Genomic DNA, 18,912 nt, shown 5'->3' with positions numbered 1-18,912 from the left:
CGGGCGGGAACCTCGTCCTCGTGGCGGGGGAAGTCAACTCATCTCGCTGTCGTTCGCCTCTACCAGCTGGAACCAGTAGAAACCGTGACCTGGAAGGGTCAGCAGGTAGGGGAGTTCCCCGATCGCGGGGAATTTGACACCTCCGGTGAGCTCCATCGGCGTGTAGTCGCGGTGCTCGGAGAGGTCCAGCTCGACGGGTTGCGGGAAGCGTGACAGGTTGTTCACGCAGAGCACGATGTCCTCGCGCCCGTCAGGACGCTTCCACTGGCGCTTGAAGGCGAGCACGCTCGGGTTCGAGCCGCCGAGCTCGGTGAAGTCGCCCTCGGCGAACGCGTGGTGCTGCTTGCGGACCTCGATCATGTGCCGGGTCCAGTTGAGCAGCGACGACGAGTTGTTGAGCTGCGCCTCGACGTTGAGGCCCTGGTAGCCGTAGACCGGGTCCATGATCACCGGCAGGTAGATCCGGCCGGGGTCGCACGACGAGAAGCCGGCGTTGCGGTCCGGGGTCCACTGCATCGGCGTGCGCACCGCGTCGCGGTCCTGCAGCCAGATGTTGTCGCCCATGCCGATCTCGTCGCCGTAGTACAGAACCGGCGAGCCGGGCAGCGACAGCAGCATGGCGGTGAACAGCTCGTGCTGGTTGCGGTCGTTCTCCAGCAGCGGGGCGAGCCGTCGGCGGATGCCGATGTTCGCCTTCATCCGCGGGTCCTTGGCGTACTCCGCGTACATGTAGTCACGTTCCTCGTCCGTGACCATCTCCAGCGTGAGCTCGTCGTGGTTGCGCAGGAAGATGCCCCACTGCGCGTTCTCCGGGATCGCCGGCGTCTGCGCCAGGATCTCCGAGATCGGGAACCGCGACTCCCGCCGCACCGCCATGAAGATCCGCGGCATCAACGGGAAGTGGAACGCCATGTGGCACTCGTCGCCACCCACGGCCTGATCACCGAAGTACTCGACCACGTCGGACGGCCACTGGTTCGCCTCGGCCAGCAGGACGCGGCCGGGGAACTCGTCGTCGACGACCTTGCGGCACTTCTTGAGGAACTCGTGCGTGCGCGGCAGGTTCTCGCAGTTCGTGCCCTCCTCTTCGAAGAGGTACGGCACGGCGTCGAGGCGGAAGCCGTCGATGCCGAGGTCCAGCCAGAATCGCAGACAGTCGAGCATCGCCTCCTGCACGTCCGGGTTCTCGTAGTTGAGGTCCGGCTGGTGGCTGAAGAAGCGGTGCCAGTAGAACTGCCCGCGCACCGGGTCGTAGGTCCAGTTCGACGACTCCGTGTCGACGAAGATGATCCGCGCGTCGCTGTAGCGCGAGTCGTCGTCGCTCCACACGTAGTAGTCGCCATAGGGACCCGTCGGGTCCTGACGGGACTGCTGGAACCACGGGTGCGCGTCGGAGGTGTGGTTGAGCACCAGGTCGGTGATCACGCGGATCCCGCGCCGGTGCGCCTCCTCCAGCAGGTACACGAAGTCCTCGACCGTGCCGAACTCCGGCAGCACCGAGCGGAAGTCGCTGATGTCGTACCCGCCGTCGCGCAACGGCGAGGCGTAGAACGGCGGCAGCCACAGGCAGTCGATGCCGAGCCACTCCAGGTAGTCGAGGCGCGAGGCGAGTCCTCTGAGGTCGCCGGTGCCGTCGCCGTTGGAGTCGCTGAAGGCCCGGACCAGGACCTCGTAGAAGACCGCGCCCTTGTACCAGTCCGGGTTGGGCTTCGCCTGCCTGGCGGACTTGAAGTCCTCCGCCTGGGGTTCGATCAGCAAACCGTCGTCGTTGACGGCTTCTCCGGTGTGCGGGACACCTTCCAACCCGAGTGCAGCGTCGGGACGGGAGTCGTCGGCCATTGTTCCCACCTCGTCGGGGGTTGTGCGGTTGATCAGCTGAAGCGCCGCTGAAGGCTGACGACGTGCGCGGTGGCACGCCACGGTTCGAGGCGGACGTAGTTCGCCTGACCCCAGTCCCAGGTCTCGCCGGTGACCTCGTCGTGCGCGATCACGCGTTCGTGCCAGTCGAACCCGAGCTCCGGCAGGTCGAGGTACAGAGTCCCCTCCTGCGCGTTGTGCGGGTCGAGGCTGACGACGACCACGACCGTGTCGCCGGTCTCCGGGTCACGCTTGGAGAAGGCGACCAACGCGTCGTTCTCGATGGTCTGGAACCTCAGCGTGCGCATCTGCTGAAGCGCCGGGTGCGCCTTGCGGATGTGGTTCAGCTTGCGCAGCCACGGTTCGAGCGAACGCCCGTCCGCCAGCGCTCGGGCGTAGTCCCGAGGCCGCAGCTGGTACTTCTCGGAGTTGAGGTACTCCTCGCTGCCGGGTTTCACGGCCTCGTGCTCGAACAGCTCGTAGCCGCTGTACACGCCCCAAGTGGGGGAGAGCGTGGCCGCGAGTGCCGCACGGAGCCCGAACATTCCGGGGCCGCCGTGCTGCAGCGACTCGTGCAGGATGTCCGGCGTGTTCACGAAGAGGTTCGGCCGCGCCTCGTCCCAGTGGTCGCGGACGTCCTCGCCGAACTCGATCAGCTCCTGCTTGCCGGTCCGCCACGTGAAGTACGTGTAGGACTGGGTGAAGCCGAGCTTCGCCAGGCCGTAGAGGCGGGCCGGGCGGGTGAAGGCCTCTGCCAGGAACAGCGTGTCCGGGTAGACCTCCTTCACCTTCCAGATCAGCCACTGCCAGAAGTCCGGCGGCTTGGTGTGGGGGTTGTCGACCCGGAAGATCCGCACCCCGTGCTCGGCCCAGAAGAGGACCACGCGCAGCACCTCGTGGTAGAGGCCCTGCGGGTCGAGGTCGAAGTTGATCGGGTAGATGTCCTGGTACTTCTTGGGCGGGTTCTCGGCGTACATGATCGTGCCGTCGGGCTGCGTCGTGAACCACTCCGGGTGCTTGAGCACCCACGGGTGATCAGGCGCGCACTGCAGCGCGAAGTCGAGAGCCACTTCCAGGCCGAGGTCGTTCGCCCGCGCCACGAGCGCGTCGAAGTCCTCGATCGTGCCGAGCTGCGGGTGGATCGCGTCGTGCCCGCCCTCGTCCGCGCCGATGGCCCACGGTGATCCCGTGTCCTCCGGCGTCGCGACGAGCGTGTTGTTGGGGCCCTTGCGGTTGACCCTGCCGATGGGGTGGATCGGCGGGAAGTAGACGACGTCGAAGCCCATCGCCGCGACCCGGTCGAGCTCCTTGGTCGCCGTGGCGAACGTGCCGTGCACCGCCTGGCCGGTCTCGTCGATCCCGCCCGTGCTGCGCGGGAAGAACTCGTACCAGGAACCGAACGCGGCCTTCTTGCGGTCGCACCAGATCTTGTGGGACTTGCCCTTGGTGATCAGCTCGCGCACCGGGTGCTCGAACATCAGCTTTTGCACGTCGGCCGCGAACGCCGGCGCGACCCGTTCGGCCAGCGGCCGGTCCTCGTCGCGCAACGCCGTGGCCGCGGACGTGAGAAGTGCTCGCTCTTGTCGCCTATCGGGTCGCCTTGCCACCCGATCGAGTAGCTGGGCACCGATTTCGAGATCATTTGCGAGATCACCGGGACCCTGTCCCGCCGCGATCTTCACCTCAACGGCGTGGTTCCAGGTGCCCCAGGGGTCACTCCACGCATCGATCCTGAAGGTCCAGGCGCCTTCTTGGTCCGGAACCACGGTCGCGCCCCACCGATCGAGGCCGATCCCGACCTCGTGCATGCGGGTCTGGCGAGCGACTCGGTCGTTCGGTCCGCGCCAGCTGACTGTCGCCGCGAGTTTGTCGTGTCCCTCGCGCCACACCGTGGCCGCAACCGGAATGTGTTCCCCCACAACGGCTTTGGCTGGATATCTACCAGCCGACACCACCGGGGATACGTCGTCGATACCGAGTCGTCCGCTCATCGGCAACGCCCTTCCGCCGTGTCGCTCCGCGTCAATACGTAATCCTGCCTTGCTCGATCAAGCCGTCTGACAGCGGGTTACCCCTTGTAGATCCGTACCCCGCCACTGTCGATCGCACACCTTGAGCGCTCATCGTGTCCAGGGTCTCTCGGCCACGTTGTCTCCACTTGGTGTCCTCTTCATTGGACTCTTCCCGGCAACTCACCGTGTTAAGAGGGCGCTACGGGTACCGTGCGCGCGTGAACAAGCTTGGAGGTCGCTACGTCCTGCTCGATCAGCTCGGCGCCGGTGCGATGGGCGTCGTGTGGCGAGCACGCGACGAGTTCCTGCACCGTGACGTGGCGGTCAAGCAGCTGCTCCTCAACGACGTCGAGTCGAACGAGTTCCACGAGGCTGTTCAGCGCGCCATGCGGGAAGGCCGCATCGCGGCCAGGCTGCAGCACCCGAACGCGATCGCCGTGTACGACGTCGTGGTCGAGGACGACGGCAAACCGTGTCTGGTCATGGAGTACCTGCCGTCCCGCAACCTGTCGGCGATCTTGGACGAGCGTGGCCCGATGCCGCCCCAGGAGGCCGCCCGCATCGGCTCGCTGGCCGCGGGGGCGCTGGCCGCCGCCCACGCCGCGGGCATCGTGCACCGCGACATCAAGCCCGGCAACGTCCTCATTGGACGTGACGGCACCGTCAAGATCACCGACTTCGGCATTTCGCGCGCTTTGGGCGATGTGGCCGTGACCAAGACCGGCATGCTCGCGGGCACCCCCGCGTACCTGGCGCCGGAACTGGCCCGCGGCGCGGAGCCCGCGCCGCCGTCGGACGTCTTCTCGCTCGGCGCGACGATCTACGCGATGACCGAGGGGGAACCGCCGTTCGGCAAGAGCACGAACGACCTGGGCCTGCTCTACAAGGTCGCGCGCGGCGAGACCCGGCCGCCGATGCGCTCGGGCCCGCTCACCGGCCTGCTGGTCAGGCTCCTCGCGAACGAACCGTCGCAGCGCCCCACCGCGGCCCAGGCCGCCGAGGAGCTGAAGGCGATCGCGGCGGGCCAGCCCGTCCCGGTCACCCGCGTGATCCCGCCGCGCCCGATGACGCCCCCGACCGGCACCGCCGTGATGGGAGCGGCCGGCCCCGGCACGCAGGGCCCGCGCCCGATGCCGACCCAGCAGGCACCGCGCACCCGCCCGCCGGCGCCGTTGCCCTCGACCTACGACGACGACCCCTACGACGACTACGAGCCCGAACCCGAGCAGAAGAAGAACCGCGGCCTCGCCATCGCCGCCGCGATCCTCGGCGTGCTCCTGATCTCCGGCGTCGCCTACGCGATCATCTCGAACTACGGCGACAAGTCGACCGCGACCGGCCCCAGTTCCTCGCCGACCACCACGTCGCAGACCCAGAAGCCCACCAACGAGCAGCCGACGTCCAAGGCGCCGACCACCACGACCGAGAAGCCGCCGCCGTCGCAGACCAAGCCGAGCCAGCCGACGTCCACGAAGCCGCCGGCGACCAAGTTCACCCCGGCCCAGGTCACCCAGTTCGTGAAGGTGCACTACGGGAAGCTGCCGGGCAACGTCGTCAGCGCCCGCGCGGACTGGGACCAGGACCAGGCGCCCAGCGAGGCGGGCGAGAAGGCGTTCTGGGGCAAGTACTCCAAGGTCGTGATCAAGGAAGGCCCGCTGACCGACGCCGGTGACGACGGCACGTTCACGGTCACGACGGCGCTGGAGCTGACCGACAAGGAGACGAACGAGGCGAAGGCCGCGGAGCACGTGCTGACGATCTCGGGGAAGGGCGAGAAGCTGCTGATCACCGGTGAGGAGCGGAACTGACCTGCGCGGCGAGGTCGTCGCGCCCTGGGTCGCTGACCCGACCGGGTGACCCAGGGCCTGCGCATCATGGCTGCTCACGGCCCGTCCCCGTCTTGACCGGTTCTGCAAGTCGTTGCAGGTCTGACCGGGAACGTTGTCAGCCCCCAAGGGGTGGCAGGTAAGTTCGCTCGTCATGCGAGCACTTCGCCGGTTCACCGTCCGAGCCAGCCTGCCGGAGCCCTTGTCCGCGCTGAGCACGCTCGCCACCAACCTGCGCTGGACGTGGCACCCGCCCACGCAGGACCTCTTCGCCTCGATCGACCCCCGTGTCTGGTCCGAGGTCGGTGGCGACCCGTTGCGCCTGCTTTCCGTCGTCGACGCCGGGAAGCTGGAGTCACTCGCGAGAGATGAGCAGTTCCTGCTCAAGCTGCACGCGCTGGCCACCGATCTGGAGCGATACGTCCAAGGCCCGCGCTGGTATCAGCGCAGGCAGGAGGAGATCACCCAGCGCCGCGAGCACGGGGCGCCCGACACGCCGTTGCCCACGAGCGTCGCCTACTTCTCGATGGAGTTCGGCGTGCACGAGGCGCTGCCGAACTACTCGGGCGGTCTCGGCATCCTCGCCGGCGACCACCTGAAGGCGGCGTCTGACCTGGGCGTTCCGCTCATCGCGGTCGGTCTGCTCTACCGGTCCGGGTACTTCCGGCAGTCGTTGTCCCTCGACGGCTGGCAGATCGAGCACTACCCGGTGCTCGACCCGCGCGGGCTGCCGCTGGAGCTGCTGACCGAGCCGTCCGGGCTGCCGTTGCTGGTGCACGTGGCCATGCCCGGCGACCGGATGCTGCGCGCGAAGATCTGGAAGGCGCAGGTCGGGCGCATCCCGCTGTTGCTGCTCGACTCGGACGTGGAGCAGAACGACGAGGACCTGCGCGGCGTCACGGACCGGCTCTACGGCGGCGACCAGAACCACCGGATCCGCCAGGAGATCCTCGCCGGCATCGGCGGGGTCAGGGCGGTCAGGACCTTCTGCGAGCTCACCGGGCACGCGCAGCCCGAGGTCTTCCACACCAACGAGGGCCACGCCGGCTTCCTCGGCCTCGAGCGGATCCGCGAGTACATCACCAACGACGGTCTCGACTTCGACCAGGCGCTGACGGCCGCGCGGGCCGGTGCTGTGTTCACCACGCACACGCCCGTGCCGGCCGGCATCGACAGGTTCCCGGTCGACCTGGTCCAGCACTACTTCGGCGCCGAGAACCTGGTGCCGGGCGTGAACACCCAGCGCATCCTCGCGCTGGGCGCCGAGGACAACCCCGGCATGTTCAACATGGCCCACATGGGGCTGCGGCTCGCCCAGCGCGCGAACGGTGTGTCCAAACTGCACGGTGAGGTCAGCCGGGACATGTTCCGGGCGCTCTGGCCGAACTTCGACGGCACCGAGGTGCCGATCGGCTCGGTCACCAACGGCGTGCACGGCCCGACCTGGGCCGCGGCCGAGATGAGCAAGCTGCTCGGGGCGTCCGAGGCCGACACCAAGACCAGCGCCGGGTTCGGCATCGGCTCGTTCGAGCCGGTCACCGACGCGGGGCTGTGGGAGCTGCGGTCGACGTTGCGCGGGCGCCTGGTCGACGAGGTGCGCCGACGGCTGCGCGAGTCGTGGCTGCAGCGCGGCGCGTCGGCGCTGGAGCTGGGCTGGACCGACGGCGTGTTCGACCCCGGCGTGCTGACCGTGGGCTTCGCACGGCGCGTGCCGACGTACAAGCGCCTCACGCTGATGCTGCGCGACCCGGAGCGGTTGCGTGCGCTGCTGCTGCACCCCGAACGGCCCGTGCAGCTCGTTGTGGCGGGCAAGTCGCATCCGGCCGATGACGGCGGCAAGGCGCTGATCCAGCAGATCGTGCGCTACGCCGACGAGGCGGGCGTGCGGCACCGGATCGTGTTCCTGCCGGACTACGACATGTCCATGGCCCGGTACCTGTACTGGGGCTGCGACGTGTGGCTGAACAACCCGATGCGCCCCCTGGAGGCGTGCGGCACGTCCGGCATGAAGTCGGCTTTGAACGGCGGCCTGAACCTGTCCATCCGGGACGGCTGGTGGGACGAGCTGTACGACGGCTCGAACGGCTGGGCCATCCCGACGGCGGACGGTGTCAACGACCCGGTCCGGCGCGACGACCTGGAGGCGAACGCGCTGTACGAGCTGCTCGGCCAGCAGGTCGCGCCGCTGTTCTACGACCGCGGCGAGGACGGCGTGCCGACCCGCTGGATGTCGATGGTCCGGCACACGCTGGCCTCGCTCGGCCCGGTCGTGCAGGCCTCGCGCATGGTCCGCGAGTACGTGGAGACGTACTACGCGCCGGCTGCCGCGTCCGCGCAGAACGTCGTCGGTGAGGGCTACCGGGGAGCGAAGGAGCTCTCCGCGTACCGGCACCGGCTGCGCGCGTCGTGGACGCGGGTGCGGGTGCTCGACAGCGACCTGGTGCTCGGCGGCTCCTCCGTGCCGGTGCTCGGGGCCCCGGTCATCGTGCGGGCACGTGTCGAGCTGGCAGGTCTGGAACCGTCCGAAGTGGACGTCCAGGTCGTGCTCGGCAAGGTGTCGCACGACTCCGACGAGCTGAAGGACATCGTGACCGCGCCCATGAACTACGCGGGCAACGGCAACTACGAGGCCGAGGTGCCGCTGCCGCACGCGGGAGCGCTCGGCTACACCGTGCGCGTGCTGCCACGCCACGGCCTGCTGGCGACCTCCGCGGAACTCGGCAGGGTCGTCCTGGCTAGTTGATCGCTTTACGAGATCACCTCAGGGCATCCGGTTCGCCTTCGAACGGCGGGCTGGATGCCCTGATGTGTTCGTCTTCCTTGTTGCCTGTTCACTGCTCGTGACGAGCTCCAGGCGTGCACCCGATTTTTGCCTTCCCTCCAACGACTGACCCCGTTTTCGAGTGGGTGAATTCACGATCTCCGCTGGTAGGGGCACGTGTGCAGGCTTACGCTCCATGGCATGGAATGACCCGCACCTGAATTCGTAGAGGAATTTCCGGCGCGGATCCAAGTGAATTGCGCATTGAGGAAGAAGGTAGCCGTGAAGAAAACGATTACCGCACTCTCGCTCGTCGCAGCACTGTTCACCGCTTCGTCCATTCCGGCTGCCAGTGCGTCGCCCGCCGCGCCAGAACTCCCAGCCGCCTGCGCCGGTCTCGTCACGGACCTCGCCGGAAAACTCACCAAGACCGTCAGCAGTCTCCTGCCCCTGCCCAACGTGGGCGCCGTGACGCCGTTGATCGGTGACCTGCTCGGTCTCGTCACCGCGTTGCAGAGTTCCGGGTGTCTGCCGACACCCCCGGTGAGCGTGCCGGGTGTGCCGATACCGGTGAAGGCCGTCGAGTACACCGGACCGGTCGACCAGTGCCTGCCGGTCGTGCTGAACCTGATCTCGACCATCGCGGGCCTCGGCGGCACGGTGCTGGGCGCCGCCGGTGGTGCGCTACCCGATGTCGGCAAGCTCACCGGCCTGCTGACGACGTTGCTCAAGACCGTCACCGACCTGCTGAGCAAGTGCGGCCTCCCGGCACCTCCCGGTGGCCTGCCCGCACTGCCCGGCCTGCCGTTGCCGATCCAGAACAGCTGATCTCTCCGCGGGGTGCAAAGGGCCCGTCACCGGTCTCGGTGACGGGCCCTTTGCTGTGTGCGGACTGTAGTATTCCATTTGGATCAGAATAACCTCATCGAGCTGCGCGGTCACCCGTTCGTCGTAGTTCAAGTGCTTTTCGGTAAAGCACACAATGGTGCTAACGATTCGTAATTGCTCCGAAGTTGTGGTTAACCTGCAATTGCTCGATCCGCTGCTGCTCGAAGAACGGAAAACCGCAGATGATCAAGAAAGCAATCGTCCTCGGAGTCGCAATCGCAGGCATGGGCCTGTTCGCGTCGACTGCACAGGCCGCTCCCACCCAGAGCAGGGATGTGCTGGACACGCAGCTGGTGGGCCCGATCTCCATCACCGCGCTGTCGCACAACCCGTGGACTCCCGGCAACGGCAACGTCACCGGATCGGGCAACATCGGAGGCAACGGCAACAACGTCGGAAACAACAACAACGGCGGTAACGGCAACAGCAACGGTGGCGGCGGCAACAACGTCGGCGCGGGCAACTCGGGCGGGAACGGCAACAATTCGCCCGGTTTCCCCGGCTGATTCGCTGATTCCCGGCGTCGGCTGATCCGTCCGGTCAGCTGATCTCGAGACGGGCGCGGGTCGCCGCCACCCGCGGACTCCAGCCCGCGAGCTCGTGCGCTTCGGCCACGAGCTCGCGGGCCTTCGCGTTGTCACCGTCGGCCATCCACGCCCGCGCGATGGTGATCAGGTCGTCGGCGCGGCCCACGGCGGTCTCGCTCGTCTCGGCCGAGTAGCCCGCGAGCTGCCGGGCCTTCGCGGTGTCGCCCTCGACCAGCGCCATGATCGCGAGCGTCCCGTTCGCCCGCGGCTTCGGGTATCCGGCCTCGTAGGCGTTGCCGAACATGCTGCGCGCGGTTTCCAGCCCGACCTCGGCGGGGAACTGCCCCGACTCGACCGCCAGCACCGCGACCCCGGCGGTGGTCGCCATGACGAACGCCAGGTCGCGCGTGCTCAGGTCGTCGCGGCTGGTCAGCCCGATCACCGTCTGCAGCGCTTCGAGGTACCGCTCGCGGGCGCACGACGTCACGACCTTGAGACCGACGACGGTGAGCAGCTCGGGGTGGTCGGTCACCAGTTCGGCGTAGAGCCGCTCGGCCTCGTCCAGGTCGCCGCGGTGGTAGGCGTCCATGCCGGCGAGCACACGCGGCCGTGCCTCCAGCTCGCCAAGCGGCCGTCCGGTCATCTTCGGCAGCGAGAACACGTACCAGCCCAGGCTGGTGTGACCGGCCTTCTCGACCGGCACGAGCTGCAGCAGGAAGCATCCGGTGGCGGCGAGCGCCATGCCCTTGCCGAACGACGAACCGGTCGCGAGCCACGTCACCGCCGCGACCGCCCCGCAGAAGACGATGGCGAACACTCCGTTCAGGACGGTCCGCCTGCGCACCCCCGGCTTCAGCCCGGAGATCGCGATCGTGCCGAGCACGGGGATGGCGCGGAGCACGACCCGCCGGTGCGGCCACGTCCACGACTTGACCTCGCTGCCGACACCGATGATCACCTGGGTGATCCGGAGTCCGAAGAGGACGGCGCCGAGCGCCAGACCGGCCTGGACCGCGGCGAGTTCCACGAAGAGGCCGATCAGCGCTCCGGCCAGGCCGAGGTAGAACTCCGAGAGGGTCCAGGCGATCGTGCCGGCCACCACCAGGGCCGTCACGGACCAGCGCACAACTGTCACGGTCACCAGACGTTACCGGCGGGACGGCGGTTCCCCGGCGTCAGACCACCGGCGGCGACCCGCCCTCGCGGATCGGCAGCCCTGCGGCGCGCCAGCCCCGGTACCCGCCGACGAGGTCCGTCGCGTTGGGCAGCCCGACCCGTTGCAGGTCCCGCGCGGCCAGCGACGACGACCAGCCCTCGTTGCACACGACGACAACGGTCGTGTCCGCGGTGAAACCGGGCAGCCGCCAGTCGCCGTCCGGGTCGAGCCGCCACTCCAGCACGATCCGCTCGACCACGACGGAGTTCTCGATCTCGCCCTCGGCCAGCCGGTTGTGCGCGGGCCGGATGTCCACGACCAGCGCGTCCTCCAGGGCGAGCACCTCGTGCGGTTCCAGTCGCTTGAGGTGCGACCGCGCCTCTTCGAGGATGGCGTCGAGGTTGCTCACGGGCCCTCCAGGTCGGCCAGCTGACGCAGTTGCGACAGCGGCAGGCGCTGCGCGGGCAGTGGCGGGATCGAGTCGGGGATGTCGAGCAGCGACGCGTACTCGCGGGTCGGCACTAGCGGAGGCGAGTAGGCGTGCACGGTCGCGGCCGGCGCGTCGAACGGGTTCAGCACCTGGTGCGCCCGCCCTGACCCGAAGCCGAGCGCCTCCCCGGTGCCCCGCACCGCGGACCGGATCGGCCCTGCCGGGTAGCGGTAGTCCTCCTGCAACTGGCCCGTCAGCACGGTGAACGAGCCCGCGGAGCCACCGTGGTCGTGCGGCTCCGTGCCCTGGCCGGGCAGCCACGACAGCAGCCACAGCTCGACGCCCTCGGTCAGGCCCAACCGCGCCCACCAGCGGCGTTCGGTCGAGTAGTCGAGGATCTGGAGCAGCCCGGTGGTCAGCTCGCTCGCCACGAACGAGGTCAGGTCGCGCAGCTCGCGCGGCGTCCACAGATCGCGGGACGGGTGGATCACGTCACGCAGCAGCTGGCCGTCCAGCGCCGGGTGGAGGTCGAATTGATCTTGGTCGGCATACGTCGAGGTCACGCACTCGCTCCTGATGGCCGCGTCGGGTACGGGGTAGCGATCAAGACGCGACGCAGGGCGCCTCAGCGCATGCGTCGCGTCGAGCTACACCCGCACGACGCGACGAGCACGAGGTCGATCGTGCGGTCTGTCCAGCAATAGACGACCACGGGCGTGATGGTGCCAGACGTTCTCCGAATGTGGCTAGAGCGTCCATTTGCCGGAAGAACCTCGGACACAGAGTCAAGTCACCGCAAGGTGTTCAGCGCGGAAGACGGAGGAGCAGCAACGAGCGCGCCGCCACCACGACCTTGTCCCGAGGGCCGAAGGAACCGGGATTGGCGGGGGAGCCGTCCAGCGTCGTCGTGTCCAGGTACGGCACGTACAACGGCCCGTAGCGCTCGTGCGGCAACGTCACGCTGATCTCGTCCGCACCGGCGTGCATCAGCATCAGCCACGAGTCGTCGGACACGAGCTCGCCGTCCCGTGTGCGCGACAGGCAGTTCGAGCCGTCGATGAACATGCCGAGCGTGCGGCGGCCCTCGTCGAACCAGTCCGTCTCGGCCATCTCCTGCCCGTCCGGCCGGAACCACACCAGGTCCGGGTTGCCGCTGGGCGTCGTGCGGCCCTCGAAGAACTCCGGCTGCCGCAACGCGGGCGACGACGCGCGCAGGTCGATCAGCCGCTGCGTGAACCCCAGCAGCGCCTCGCTCGCGTCGCTCGTCTTCCAGTCGACCCACGACACCTCGTTGTCGAGGCAGTACGGGTTGTTGTTGCCGCCCTGGGTGCGCCACATCTCGTCGCCCGCCGTCATCATCGGCGTGCCGGTCGACAGCAGCAGCGTCGCGAGCAGGTTCCGCGCCTGCCTGGCCCGCAGCACGAGGATCTCGGGATCGGACGTCTCACCCTCGGCGCCGCAGTTCCACGAACGGTTGTCGTTCGTGCCGTCGCGGTTCTCCTCGCCGTTGTCCTCGTTGTGCTTGTCGTTGTACGACACCAGATCGCGCAGCGTGAACCCGTCGTGCGCGGTGATGAAGTTGATCGACTGCCACGGCCGGCGCAGGTCGTCCGCGTACAGGTCCGACGACCCGGAGAGCCGGTACGCCAGGTCGCGCACGGACGTGTGCCCGCGCCAGAAGTCCCTGACCGTGTCGCGATAACGGCCGTTCCACTCTGCCCACTGCACACCGAAGTCGCCGACCCGGTAGCCGTCGCCCGTCGCGTCCCACGGCTCGGCGATCAGCTTCGACCGGCACAGCACCGGGTCCGTCGTGATGGCCGTCAGCAGGGCGCTGTCGCGGTCGAAGAACCCGCCGTTCGGCCTGCCCATGGTGGAGGCGAGGTCGAACCGGAACCCGTCGACGCCCATCTCGTCCGCCCAGTACCGCAGCGAGTCCGTGACCAGGCGCACGACCTGCGGCGACCCGGCGTCCAGCGTGTTGCCGCAGCCCGTGATGTCGACCGTGCTGCCGCCACCGGCGTGCAGGTAGTAGCCCGGCGCGTCGTAGCCGCGGAAGCAGACCGTCGGCCCGCCCGGCCCGCCCTCGCAGGTGTGGTTGTAGACGACGTCGATCAGCACCTCGATGTTCGCCGCGTGCAGCGCCGCGACCATCGTGCGGAACTCCTGGATCTCCCTGCCCGGTTCGCTCGCGTAGCCGGCGTGCGGCGCGCAGTAGCCCAGCGGCGAGTAGCCCCAGTAGTTGCTCGCACCCCTGCTCAGCAACGACGGCTCGTCGAGGAACGCCTGCACCGGCAGCAGTTCGACCGTGGTGACGCCGAGCCGGGTGAGGTGCTCGATCGCGGCGGGGTGCGCCAGGCCGAGGTACGTGCCGCGCAGCTTCTCCGGGATCTCCGGGTGGTTCTTGGTGAAGCCCTTGACGTGCATCTCGTAGATGACTGCCTCTTCGAACGGCACCTCGGGCTTCACGCCCGTGTCCGCGCCGCCCGGAGAGGTCACGACGCTCAGGGGCACGCTCCGGAGCGAGTCGACCGCCGACGGCGGCCCGTGCATCGGATCGCCCACGTACCCGAGGACGGCGTTCAGGTCGGTGATCCCGCCCTCGATCTGCCGCGCGTACGGGTCGACCAGCAGCTTCGCCGGGTTGCAGCGCAGCCCGCGGCCCGCGTCGTACGGCCCGTGCACCCGGAACCCGTACCGCTGCCCGGGCGTGACCCCGGGCACGAGCCCGTGCCAGACGCCGAACGTCCGTTCGGTCAGCTCGACCCGTTTCTCCGCCCCGTCGTCGTCGACCAGGCAGACCTCGACCGCATCGGCGACGTGGGACGTCACCGCGAAACGGACACCGCCTGCTTCGGCGTGTGCCCCCAGTGGGAACGGCCGGCCTGCCAGCACCTCGGACTCGGGTCGCGTAGCCATGCACCGATCTTGGCATCCAATACCGACAAAAAACTTGAGAGTTCACACAGGCGGCGCAGCCAGACCGCACGCGGGGACCTTCCGTACTGCATGTCGGTACGGAAGGTCCCCGCGTGCGGTCCAACACACCCCGATGGTGAGGTGGGGGGAGGTCGTTCGGAAGAATGGAGCCGTGGCGGACGTCGACGTGACAGATCTGGTCGTGCACATGGCGGGCGTGTCGGTCCGCCGCGGGAAGAACACGCTGGTCGGAAACATCGACTGGAGCGTGGAGCTGGACGAGCGCTGGGTGGTGCTGGGCCCGAACGGCGCCGGCAAGACGACCCTGCTGAGGCTCTCCAGCGCCGACCTGCACCCGACCAAGGGCAAGGTCCACCTCCTGGGTGAACGTCTGGGCAAAACGGACGTCCAGGAGCTCAAGCCCCGGATCGGTCTGTGCTCCGCGGCGCTCGGCGGCCGCATCCCGCCCGACGAGACCGTGGTCGACCTGGTCGTCTCCGCCGGTTACGCGGTGCTCGGCCGGTGGCGCGAGGAGTACGGCAAGCAGGACACGGACCGCGCCCGCGAACTGCTCGGCACGCTGGGCATGGCCCACCTCGCCGATCGCCTCTACGGCACGCTGAGCGAGGGCGAGCGCAAGCGCACGCTGATCGCCCGCGCGTTGATGACCGACCCCGAGATGCTGCTGCTCGACGAGCCCGCCGCGGGCCTCGACCTGGGCGGCCGCGAGGACCTGGTCGCGAAGCTCTCCGAGCTGGCGCTCGACCCGGACGCGCCCGCGATGGTGCTGGTCACGCACCACGTCGAGGAGATCCCACCCGGCTTCACGCACGCGTTGCTGCTGCGCGAGGGTTCGATCGTGGCGCAGGGGCTTCTGGACGACGTGCTGACCGAGGAGAACCTCTCGAAGACGTTCGGACAGGACCTGGAGCTGCAGAAAGCGGGAGACCGCTTCTTCGCCCGCCGGAAGGTCTGACAAGCTACTGCCGGGTAACGTGACACTGCTGTCGCGACAACTGATGGAGGGCTGCGTGGCTGAGTTCGTGAGGCTGGAAGTCGAGGACGGGATCGGCACGATCCGCCTGGAGCGGCCGCCGATGAACGCCCTGAACCGGCAGGTGCAGACCGAGCTCCAGGCCGCCGCGAAGGAGGCCTCGGAGCGTTCTGACGTCTACGCGGTCATCGTCTACGGCGGCGAGAAGGTCTTCGCGGCCGGCGCGGACGTCAAGGAGTTCGCGCAGATCTCCCACGCCGAGATGACGCTGCGGGCCAAGGGCCTGTCGGACGCTCTCGGCGCGCTGGCCTCGGTGCCGAAGCCGACGGTCGCCGCGATCACCGGGTACGCGCTGGGTGGCGGCTTCGAGGTCGCGCTCGGCTGCGACCGCCGCATCGCCGGTGACAACGCGAAGGTCGGCCAGCCCGAGATCCTGCTCGGCCTGATCCCCGGCGGTGGCGGCACGCAGCGCCTCGCCCGGTTGATCGGTCCGTCGAAGACCAAGGACCTGCTCTACACGGGCCGGTTCGTCGGCGCCCAGGAGGCGCTGGAGATCGGCATGGTCGACGAGGTCGTCGCACCCGACGACGTGTACGCGGCGGCCGTGCGGTGGGCCAAGCAGTTCGTGAACGGGCCTGTGCTGGCACTGGCCGCGACGAAGGCCGCCGTCGACGGTGGTCTCGACACCGACCTGGAGTCGGGCCTGAAGCTCGAAAGTCACCTCTTCGCGGCGCTGTTCGCGACGGAGGACAAGAAGAACGGCGTGGAGTCGTTCATCGCGAACGGTCCCGGAAAGGCGAAGTTCAGTGGCAACTGATCCGGCACCGAACCCGCACGCCACGGCCGAAGAGGTCGAGGCTGCCTACAAGGACACCAAGCTCGCCCAGGTGCTCTACCACGACTGGGAAGCCGGCACGTACGACGAGAAGTGGTCGATCTCGTACGACGACCGCTGCATCACCTACGCGACGGACAGGTTCCGCGCCACAGCGGGTGACGTCGGCCCGTACGAGCACGCACTGGAACTGGGTTGTGGCACGGGCTTCTTCCTGCTGAACCTCATGCAGGGCGACGTGATCAAGAAGGGCTCGGTCACCGACCTGTCGCCCGGCATGGTCGAGGTCGCGCTGCGCAACGCCGAGCACCTCGGGCTGGACGTCGACGGCCGCGTCGCCGACGCCGAGCGCATCCCGTACGACGACAACACGTTCGACCTCGTCGTCGGCCACGCGGTGCTGCACCACATCCCGGATGTGGAGGCGGCGATGCGCGAGGTGCTGCGGGTGCTCAAGCCCGGCGGCAAGTTCGTGTTCGCGGGCGACCCGACGAACATCGGCAACTTCTACGCCCGCAAGCTCGGCCAGGCGACGTGGTGGCTGACCACCAGCATCACCAAGGCCGTGCCGGTGCTGGGTGACTGGCGCCGTCCGCAGGAGGAGCTCGACGAGTCCTCCCGCGCGGCCGCCCTGGAGGCCGTGGTCGACCTGCACACGTTCGACCCTGACCAGCTGGAGGCGACGGCTCGTCGCGCCGGTGCCGTGGGTGTCCGCGCGGTGACCGACGAGCTGTCCGCGGCTCTGTTCGGCTGGCCGGTGCGCACGTTCGAGGCCGCCGTGCCGCGCGAGAAGCTGGGCTTCGGGTGGGCGATGTTCGCCTACCGCACCTGGCAGAACCTCTCGTGGGTCGACCAGAACGTCCTCTCGAAGGTGCTGCCGCGCGAGGTGTTCTACAACGTGTCGATCACCGGCGAGAAGAACTCCTGAGTTGGGCTACGCGTTCACCTCGTCCGACGTGGCGTTCCTGCGCTCCGCCGCCGGAACCGCCGCGCTGGCCGAGGTGGACGCGTTGCCGTTCTCCGACGCCTCGCGGCTGCGTGATGTCGAGGTGGCGCGCAAGCTTCTCGGGTCTTCTTTCGCCCCAGTAGTGGAAACCGTGCTGCTGCGGCGTCGTGCGGTGTCCAAACTGGACTCCGCTGAGTCTTGGCTCTTCACCGACGACGCTCTGCAGCAGGCGACTGCCTCCACGGTCGCCCGGCATCGCGCCCTGCGGTTCGTTGATCGCTCGGTGCACGACGTGACCTGTTCGGTCGGCGCTGATCTCTTCGCGTTGAGCGCGGTGGCATCCCGGTGCATCGGCTCCGACCTCGATCCGGTGCGGCTTGCCATGGCGCGCAACAACGTTCCGGGACAGCTGGTAGTCCAGGCCGACGCTTTGCGGCCGGTTTCGAGGGCTGATGCCGTCACCGCGGACCCTGCTCGCCGTGACTCGTCAGGCCGTCGCAAGTGGAATCCCTCGGACTTCGTGCCGCCCCTGGACGAGCTGTCCGAGGTGTACTCGGGCGTTGATCTCGCCGTGAAGTGCGCTCCCGGCATCGACTTCTCCGTCGCGCCGTGGGCCGCCGAGATCGAGGTCGTGTCGCTGGACGGTGCCGTCCGCGAGGCCTGCCTGTGGACTCGGGGCCTTGCCACGCCTGGGGTTTCGCGCCGCGCGTCCGTTCTGCAGGGGTCTTCCTCGTGGACGCTGACGGACGCCGAACCCGACGACTGCCCGGTCGCTCCGCCCGGCGCATGGCTCATCGATCCGGACGGCGCGATCGTCCGTGCCGGGCTGGTGCGGCACTACGCGGCGCGGCACGGGTTGTGGCAGCTCGACGAACGCATCGCGTACCTGAGCGGGGACGAGCCTCCACCCGGAATCCGGGCTTTCCGCGTGCTCGAACACGGGCACTACACGGAGAAGGCGCTCAAGTCGTTGCTGAAGACGCGTTCGGTCGGCCGTCTGGAGATCCTGGTGCGCGGCCTGGACGTCGACCCGAACACGATGCGCAAGCGCCTGAAGCTCTCCGGTCCCGCCTCGGCCACCGTCGTGCTGACCCGGATCGGGTCAAAACCGGTCTTCGTCCTTTGCGAGGCTGAGCGCACTTAGCGCCAGTTCGAGCCGGGCCTGGTGGTGCTCCGGTCGCAGCCGCTTGCCGTGGATGAGCGTGGCGAAGCCGTGCAGCATGCTCCAGTAGATCTCGGTGAGCGTCTCCACGTCTCGTTCGCCCGCAATGGGTTCGACCGCCGCCACGAGTTCCGCGAACGCGTCGAGCAACTCCTGCGGCACCTCGCCGGTGCCCCACGGGAGATCGACCTGCTGCACGAACATCGCGTCGTAGAGCGCGGGCCTCTCTCTCGCGAACGCCAGGTAGGCCTCCGCCGTCGCCCGCAGCCGTGACTGCCCTCGCACCGGCCGGGCCTGCCGCAGCTGCCTGGCCAGCACCCCGCAGCCCACGATCGCGACCGCGCGCACGATCGCGTCCTTGCCCTTGAAGTGGCTGTAGAGCACGGGCTGGCTGTACTCGACCTTCTCCGCGAGCCGGCGCGTGGTGACCGCGTCCCAGCCCTCTTCCTCCGCCAGCTCACGGGCCGCGTCGATGATCAGCTGGTGCCGCTCCGCGCGTTCACGCTCGCGCCGGTTCTGGATGCTCACCCGCCAGAATCTAGCACTGCTAGACATTCGAGCGCTCGCAATGTTAGCGTCGCTCCTGTCGCTAGCACTGC

The 18,912-nt window shown here is 68.5% G+C and carries 15 protein-coding genes; 8 read left to right on the top strand and 7 right to left on the bottom strand.

What is annotated here, in order from left to right:
- Positions 1-33: 33 nt before the first annotated feature.
- Both treS and ACSHWB_RS07015 read right to left on the bottom strand, forming a co-directional pair.
- Positions 34-1,839, bottom strand: coding sequence for a maltose alpha-D-glucosyltransferase (gene treS, locus ACSHWB_RS07020; protein WP_439661257.1), 1,806 nt, complete (start codon positions 1,837-1,839; stop codon positions 34-36).
- Between the two features lie 32 nt (positions 1,840-1,871).
- Entirely contained in the window at positions 1,872-3,848 is a 1,977-nt protein-coding gene (locus ACSHWB_RS07015) for an alpha-1,4-glucan--maltose-1-phosphate maltosyltransferase (RefSeq protein WP_439661256.1), read from the bottom strand.
- 239 nt (positions 3,849-4,087) lie between these two features.
- On the opposite strand from ACSHWB_RS07015, the gene ACSHWB_RS07010 reads away from it, so the two are divergent.
- The 4 genes from ACSHWB_RS07010 (at position 4,088) to ACSHWB_RS06995 (ending at position 9,850) form a co-directional block, all read left to right on the top strand.
- On the top strand, positions 4,088-5,677 hold the full coding sequence (locus ACSHWB_RS07010) for a protein kinase domain-containing protein (protein WP_439661255.1): 1,590 nt from the start codon (positions 4,088-4,090) through the stop codon (positions 5,675-5,677).
- 172 nt (positions 5,678-5,849) lie between these two features.
- Entirely contained in the window at positions 5,850-8,438 is a 2,589-nt protein-coding gene (gene glgP, locus ACSHWB_RS07005) for an alpha-glucan family phosphorylase (RefSeq protein ID WP_439661254.1), read from the top strand.
- 300 nt (positions 8,439-8,738) lie between these two features.
- The gene (locus ACSHWB_RS07000) at positions 8,739-9,284 is read left to right on the top strand and encodes a hypothetical protein (RefSeq protein WP_439661253.1); all 546 of its coding nucleotides are present in this window, start codon (positions 8,739-8,741) and stop codon (positions 9,282-9,284) included.
- Positions 9,285-9,526: 242 nt separating this feature from the next.
- Positions 9,527-9,850: a hypothetical protein gene (locus tag ACSHWB_RS06995; RefSeq protein ID WP_093592931.1), complete on the top strand. Its 324-nt coding sequence runs from the start codon at positions 9,527-9,529 to the stop codon at positions 9,848-9,850.
- Between the two features lie 34 nt (positions 9,851-9,884).
- Here ACSHWB_RS06995 and ACSHWB_RS06990 read toward each other — a convergent pair whose 3' ends face one another.
- The 4 genes from ACSHWB_RS06990 to glgX form a co-directional block, all read right to left on the bottom strand.
- Positions 9,885-11,012 (bottom strand): hypothetical protein, encoded by a 1,128-nt coding sequence (locus tag ACSHWB_RS06990; protein WP_439661252.1) that lies wholly within the window; start codon positions 11,010-11,012, stop codon positions 9,885-9,887.
- Between the two features lie 34 nt (positions 11,013-11,046).
- Positions 11,047-11,436 (bottom strand): rhodanese-like domain-containing protein, encoded by a 390-nt coding sequence (locus tag ACSHWB_RS06985; protein WP_439661251.1) that lies wholly within the window; start codon positions 11,434-11,436, stop codon positions 11,047-11,049.
- Complete coding sequence (locus ACSHWB_RS06980; protein WP_439661250.1) at positions 11,433-12,020, bottom strand: cysteine dioxygenase; 588 nt, start codon at positions 12,018-12,020, stop codon at positions 11,433-11,435. The genes ACSHWB_RS06985 and ACSHWB_RS06980 overlap by 4 nt, the downstream gene beginning before the upstream one ends.
- Positions 12,021-12,261: 241 nt before the next feature.
- Positions 12,262-14,376 carry a glycogen debranching protein GlgX gene (gene glgX / locus ACSHWB_RS06975; RefSeq protein ID WP_439661249.1) on the bottom strand — a complete coding sequence of 705 codons (2,115 nt, stop codon included), beginning with the start codon at positions 14,374-14,376 and terminating at the stop codon, positions 12,262-12,264.
- A gap of 133 nt (positions 14,377-14,509) precedes the next feature.
- Between glgX and ACSHWB_RS06970 the strand changes: the two genes are divergently transcribed.
- The 4 genes from ACSHWB_RS06970 to ACSHWB_RS06955 are packed head-to-tail and all read left to right on the top strand — an operon-like array spanning position 14,510 to position 18,295.
- Positions 14,510-15,352: an ABC transporter ATP-binding protein gene (locus tag ACSHWB_RS06970; RefSeq protein WP_439661248.1), complete on the top strand. Its 843-nt coding sequence runs from the start codon at positions 14,510-14,512 to the stop codon at positions 15,350-15,352.
- Between the two features lie 55 nt (positions 15,353-15,407).
- Positions 15,408-16,187 carry an enoyl-CoA hydratase/isomerase family protein gene (locus tag ACSHWB_RS06965; RefSeq protein ID WP_093592942.1) on the top strand — a complete coding sequence of 260 codons (780 nt, stop codon included), beginning with the start codon at positions 15,408-15,410 and terminating at the stop codon, positions 16,185-16,187.
- Positions 16,177-17,133 (top strand): methyltransferase domain-containing protein, encoded by a 957-nt coding sequence (locus ACSHWB_RS06960; protein WP_439661247.1) that lies wholly within the window; start codon positions 16,177-16,179, stop codon positions 17,131-17,133. The genes ACSHWB_RS06965 and ACSHWB_RS06960 overlap by 11 nt, the downstream gene beginning before the upstream one ends.
- A 1-nt stretch (position 17,134) precedes the next feature.
- Positions 17,135-18,295 (top strand): THUMP-like domain-containing protein, encoded by a 1,161-nt coding sequence (locus ACSHWB_RS06955; RefSeq protein ID WP_439661246.1) that lies wholly within the window; start codon positions 17,135-17,137, stop codon positions 18,293-18,295.
- On the opposite strand, the gene ACSHWB_RS06950 is transcribed toward ACSHWB_RS06955, so the two are convergent.
- The gene (locus tag ACSHWB_RS06950) at positions 18,254-18,841 is read right to left on the bottom strand and encodes a TetR/AcrR family transcriptional regulator (protein ID WP_439661245.1); all 588 of its coding nucleotides are present in this window, start codon (positions 18,839-18,841) and stop codon (positions 18,254-18,256) included. The genes ACSHWB_RS06955 and ACSHWB_RS06950 overlap by 42 nt on opposite strands.
- Positions 18,842-18,912: the final 71 nt, after the last annotated feature.

The organism is Lentzea sp. HUAS TT2 (assembly GCF_051853195.1).
Taxonomy (GTDB): Bacteria; Actinomycetota; Actinomycetes; order Mycobacteriales; family Pseudonocardiaceae; genus Lentzea.
Note: the sequence above shows the minus strand (reverse complement) of the source record. Positions and strands in the feature narration are given on the sequence as shown.

Excerpts from the sequence above, each read along its gene's own strand:
- glgP (WP_439661254.1), top strand. The coding sequence starts at position 5,850 with ATGCGAGCACTTCGCCGGTTCACCGTCCGAGCCAGCCTGCCGGAGCCC.
- ACSHWB_RS07015 (WP_439661256.1), bottom strand. The coding sequence starts at position 3,848 with ATGAGCGGACGACTCGGTATCGACGACGTATCCCCGGTGGTGTCGGCT.
- ACSHWB_RS06995 (WP_093592931.1), top strand. The coding sequence starts at position 9,527 with ATGATCAAGAAAGCAATCGTCCTCGGAGTCGCAATCGCAGGCATGGGC.
- ACSHWB_RS06970 (WP_439661248.1), top strand. The coding sequence starts at position 14,510 with ATGGTGAGGTGGGGGGAGGTCGTTCGGAAGAATGGAGCCGTGGCGGAC.
- treS (WP_439661257.1), bottom strand. The coding sequence starts at position 1,839 with ATGGCCGACGACTCCCGTCCCGACGCTGCACTCGGGTTGGAAGGTGTC.
- glgX (WP_439661249.1), bottom strand. The coding sequence starts at position 14,376 with ATGGCTACGCGACCCGAGTCCGAGGTGCTGGCAGGCCGGCCGTTCCCA.